Genomic DNA, 4,584 nt, shown 5'->3' with positions numbered 1-4,584 from the left:
CATAGAGCCGGCCCAGCAAAGTAGACTTACCGTGATCCACGTGACCGACGATGACGATGTTGAGGTTTTCAGAAGGCTTAGTATCGATCGTTGTCATATTCTTTCATCCTGCAGAATGCTCAAACGCGCAGACCAGCGAGGCCGGTGGAGAAACAACCGGAGGCGTACTTCATTCCACCAGCCCACCCCAAGCTGCCAAGACAGCTTGCTCTCCGTGAGTACGTCGAGGATTGTTTCGATCCGAGAACAAAGCTGGATGCTCGTTTCAGCATTCCGACTACATGTACCCGTCTTTTCGCAATAGCTCCATCCCACGCCCTTCGTCCTGCGCCCGGCCTGATCGCTCGGCCACCGTCGTATGCCGCAGCTCTTCGATGATGTCGTCCACGGTCTTGGCGGTTGATTTGATAGGCGCCGTACAGGGCGCGCAGCCGAGACTCCGATAGCGGGTGCCGTCGCCCTTATCGAGATACAGGTCGATGAAGGGAATGTTCTCGAGTTTGATATATTCCCAAATGTTGATTTCGGTCCAATCCAAGAGCGGGTGAATTCGGATATGCGTGCCGGGAGGGAAGGTGGTCTTGTACTGATCCCACAGTTCCGGCGGTTGGTCCCTGAAATCCCAGTCTCCGTGCTTGTCCCGAGGAGAAAAATAGCGTTCTTTGGCTCTCGTTCCCTCTTCATCCGCACGAACGCCGAGAATGACACCGGTGTAACCTTTATTCTCCAGCAGTTGCTTGAGGCCGTTCGTCTTCAGCGCCGTGCAACAGACCACCCGGCCCATCGTGTGATTCATTCCTGCTGCCAAGGCTTCTTTGTTTTGGCCCACCACCAGATTGAGCCGCCATTCTCTGGCGAGACGGTCACGATACTCGATCATCGCCGGAATTTTATAGCTGGTATCGACATGGAGTAATGGAAACGGCACATGCCAAAAGAAAGCCTTGCGAGCCAACCACAGCAATACCGTCGAATCCTTGCCCATGGACCACAGCATGGCGAGATTGTCGAAGTGTTTGTAAGCTTCACGGAGGATGTAGACGCTTTGATCTTCAAGTTGTCGAAGATGTTTCATAAGCTTGTTCCTTAGGCCCTACGCGGCGACCGGCTGCCGCACCAATTCATCGAGCTTGCGTCCTGCGGCTCCCCCGTCAATCGCCGCTCGTGCGGTTGGAAAGCAGGCCGACAGGGACGCTCCTTTCCCCGCTGCATAGAGCAACATGGCCGCATTCATCAGCACCCAGTCTTTCGGGCCGCCTTGAACCTGGTTCCGAAGAATTCGCCGGATCAGATCGGCCTCCTTTTCCCGCTGATCGGGAGGAAACCCCGCCATCTCGCGTGAGGAGGCGAAAGCCAATCCAAAGTCCTTCGCGGCTACACCGAGAGGGGTAATACGCTCGTCTCGCAATTCCAAGACCCTCGTCGCCATGGAGGCGGACAATTCCGGATCCCCTTCAACTCCCCGGATCACCAATGCTCGCCGACACCCGAGAATTCGCAAAGCTTCGGCTGTCTTTTCAAAATGCGGCGGATGCGTCAATCCCACGACTTGCACCGCAGCCCGAGCCGGGTTCAGAAGCCTGGCGATAGGATGGAATACATTCCTAACTCCGAGTTCTTGACGCATCTCCAGGAATCGATAGAGGGGTGGATGGTACAGTCCGATATCCAGGTAGGCAAAGCCTTTTCCGTTCACGTCTTCGGTAACCAGTTTTGGATCGGCATCAACCGGAATGCCCAAGGCTTTCAGTACTCCGGCGCTGCCCGGTCGTCCAGGAATACCGTCATAGCCGTGCATCAAGACTGCGGCGCCGGCTGCTACTGCGACAATAGACGCGGCAATAATCGCATGAAACGTGTCCTGCTTTCCGGCATAGGTCGGAACATCCACCAGGGCCAAGTCCCGCGAGACAGTGAGAGAAGGCACGTACTGTCGCGCAGCGGCCGTCAGTGCCGCCAACTCGGTAACCGATTCCATCTTGAATCGCATGGCAATGAGAAAAGCTCCGACTTGCGCCGGCGTGGCCTCACCTTCAATCAACGCCTTCATCGCCTGTTTGCACTCATCCCATGTAAGGTCCTTGGAAGCTTTCGGGCCCTTTGCGATCTTGGCGAGGATATCTTGAATCGGCATGTTACGACTTGTGTAGTCCGCATTCGGTCTTGGCAAAGTTCTTCCAGCGACCCGCCCGTGGATCATTGCCGGGTGCCACCGGAGCGGTGCAATAGGTGCAGCCGATGCTGGGATAATTCTGGTCGTGCAGCGGGTTGTAGGGGACTTCGTAGACCTTGATGTACGTCCACACGTCGGTTGAGGTCCATCGGGCCAATGGGTTTATCTTGATTAATTGAAATTTCTGATCCCACTCGATCAATCCGGCTTGCGCGCGGGATGGGGCTTGATCCCGTCTGATTCCGGTAACCCATGCGTCGTATCCGCGCAGAACGCGGGTCAACGGTTCGACCTTCCGCAGTTGGCAGCACCGGTCCGGATCTCGAGCCCACAACGCCTCGCCGTACGATTCTGATTGCCCCTGTGGGGTGAGCATTGACTTCACCTGGATGACCTGTGCCGACTGAAGGCCGTATCGTTCAATCAGTCGATCCCGAGTGGCGTAGGTTTCAGGAAACAGAAAATCGGTATCGAGATAGAACAACGGCACCGAGGGATTGATCCGATACGCCATATCGACGAGAACCACGTCTTCCGCGCCGAAGCTGCAAGCCACGACAATCTTTTGGCCGTATCGCTCAATAGCAGCCGCCAGTACATCTTGTGGCTGCTTCGTCTCGAACGAAGCACTCCAGGCTTTGAGTTCTGCATCCAGTTCGGAACGGTCATTCACGGTCATAGCAGTCGGTCTTTTTTATCCTTCAACCTTTTCGACCAAAATCCGATAATGCGACGCTTCCGGCTCCAAGGCTTCCTGAATCAGCACCTTGTGCCCGTCGTTCTTAAGGCTCATCGGCACGTTCTTGATCGGTTCACCCGCATCGAGCCACACTTCCAACTGCTCACCGGCATCCATCATTTCCAGTTTCAACTTTGTCTTCACATAGTTCATTGGGCATGCCACGCCACGCAGATCGTAAACAGGCGCACCCGTCGGAGCAGGAGCAACCGGGGCGGGGACAACCGGTGCAGGCGCGACCGGAGGCATTTCTTCTTTCACAGCCGAAAGCTTGAGGTCCTTCCCCAGCTGATCCGTCGCCGCGCGGCAGGCATCGACGAACCCTTTGGCAAAGGCCATCTTCTCCTGGGCCGATTCAGCCGTCGTCCCTTTCGGCCCCAGATCACCGACCTTCTTGCTGAGGTCTCGATAAAGAGATGGCACAACACCTTTCTGCGCAACTCTGCTGTCGAACTCACTGAATGTTTCGGCGTCTGTTGATGGTTCCAGCCCTTCGGTCACCAACAGAGCCTTGGCCGCAGCCAGCACGGCTCGATAGGACTTGTTCACCGAGACGGAATATTGATGCTTCTCTACGAGCAACTTCGCCTGGTAGAGTTCTTGATCGGCCTCCAGAATGCCGTTTTCGATCATCTCCAGCGCACCGCCCGCACATTCGCCTGGGCCGAGATCCTCGAGGATAAATTCTTCTTCCCCCTCCCAATCATAATAGAACGTGGGGTCCTCTTGATAAGACGGCACGATGGTGTAGGGGATCAACTCGTCTTTCAGTTTGCTCTTCCCGACGCGTGCGATGAATTTCGATAAATTCTCGTTTGCCTGGCGATCACGCCGGTACACATCGATCAAATGAGAGACCGCCGCTGGCACGGCTTTCGCCGGCAATTTCACGGTCATCTGGCCGATTTTGGCCGTGCCGTTCACCGAACCACCGAGATGCAATTCATAGTGTGGGGCGACATTGTCTCCGAGGCGTTTTCCGACTCCATGCAACCCGATTGTTGAAATGTGATGCTGGGCGCAGGAGTTATGGCAGCCGCTGATCTTCACGTTCACATCCTGAAGATCTTCAGGAACACGGCCGGCTGGAAACACCTCAGCCAGCGCTCGCGCAAGACCTTTGGATGAGGTGATCCCAAGACCGCATGTATCCGTTCCGGGGCAGGCAATAATATCTTCAACCAGTTCGGCACCGGGATCTGCCAATCTGATGGACGCCAAGTCCTCGTAGAAGCGCGGGATCACATCGGCAGGAATCCATCTGATGACCAGGTTTTGATTGATCGTGGTGCGAAGATTGCCGTTCGAATAGCGCTCAGCCAGGTCAGCGACAAACAGCATCTGTTCAGCCGTAATATCTCCCATGAACAGCTTGATGGCGGCGGTGACGTACCCGTCCTGCTTTTGTTTCACGACGTTGGTCCGTTTCCACATCTCGAACGGCGTCTCGTGGCCAATTGCGTGAGTCCCGTTGCCGTTGCCATTTCCGTTTCCATTTGCCATACCGTTTCTCGTCGGCATGATGAGTCGCGGAGGCTCATCGTGATGCGGAAGCAGGGTCAACGGTCCGTTTGTGGGAAGGGTGTGTCCCATGTCGACGTAGGCTGCTTCCCAGCGCCGTTTGAATTCGTCAAATCCCAGTTTGTCGATCACAAACTTCATCCGGGCCTTG

5 protein-coding genes are annotated in these 4,584 nt (G+C 55.6%); all 5 read right to left on the bottom strand.

What is annotated here, in order from left to right; translation table 11 throughout:
* A partial coding sequence (locus ACOSYY_RS06875) for a GTP-binding protein (RefSeq protein WP_421661526.1) occupies positions 1-97 on the bottom strand: 97 nt, incomplete at its 3' end.
* A gap of 180 nt (positions 98-277) precedes the next feature.
* On the bottom strand, positions 278-1,075 hold the full coding sequence (cysD, locus tag ACOSYY_RS06870; RefSeq protein WP_421661525.1) for a sulfate adenylyltransferase subunit CysD: 798 nt from the start codon (positions 1,073-1,075) through the stop codon (positions 278-280).
* A gap of 18 nt (positions 1,076-1,093) precedes the next feature.
* Entirely contained in the window at positions 1,094-2,134 is a 1,041-nt protein-coding gene (gene trpD, locus ACOSYY_RS06865; RefSeq protein WP_421661524.1) for an anthranilate phosphoribosyltransferase, read from the bottom strand.
* Position 2,135: 1 nt separating this feature from the next.
* A complete protein-coding gene (locus ACOSYY_RS06860; RefSeq protein ID WP_421661523.1) occupies positions 2,136-2,852 on the bottom strand; it encodes a phosphoadenylyl-sulfate reductase in 717 nt (238 codons plus the stop codon).
* Between the two features lie 15 nt (positions 2,853-2,867).
* Positions 2,868-4,584, bottom strand: a 1,717-nt coding sequence (locus ACOSYY_RS06855; RefSeq protein ID WP_421661522.1) for a ferredoxin-like domain-containing protein, incomplete at its 5' end; no start/stop codon positions are given.

It is taken from the genome of Nitrospira sp. BLG_2 (assembly GCF_049222245.1).
The sequence above is the reverse complement of the archived record's forward strand: the minus strand, read 5'-3'. Positions and strand labels throughout refer to the sequence as shown.

What these genes read in the sequence shown, in the direction of transcription:
- cysD (WP_421661525.1), bottom strand. Translation starts at nt 1,075, where the DNA reads ATGAAACATCTTCGACAACTTGAAGATCAAAGCGTCTACATCCTCCGT.
- trpD (WP_421661524.1), bottom strand. Translation starts at nt 2,134, where the DNA reads ATGCCGATTCAAGATATCCTCGCCAAGATCGCAAAGGGCCCGAAAGCT.
- ACOSYY_RS06860 (WP_421661523.1), bottom strand. Translation starts at nt 2,852, where the DNA reads ATGACCGTGAATGACCGTTCCGAACTGGATGCAGAACTCAAAGCCTGG.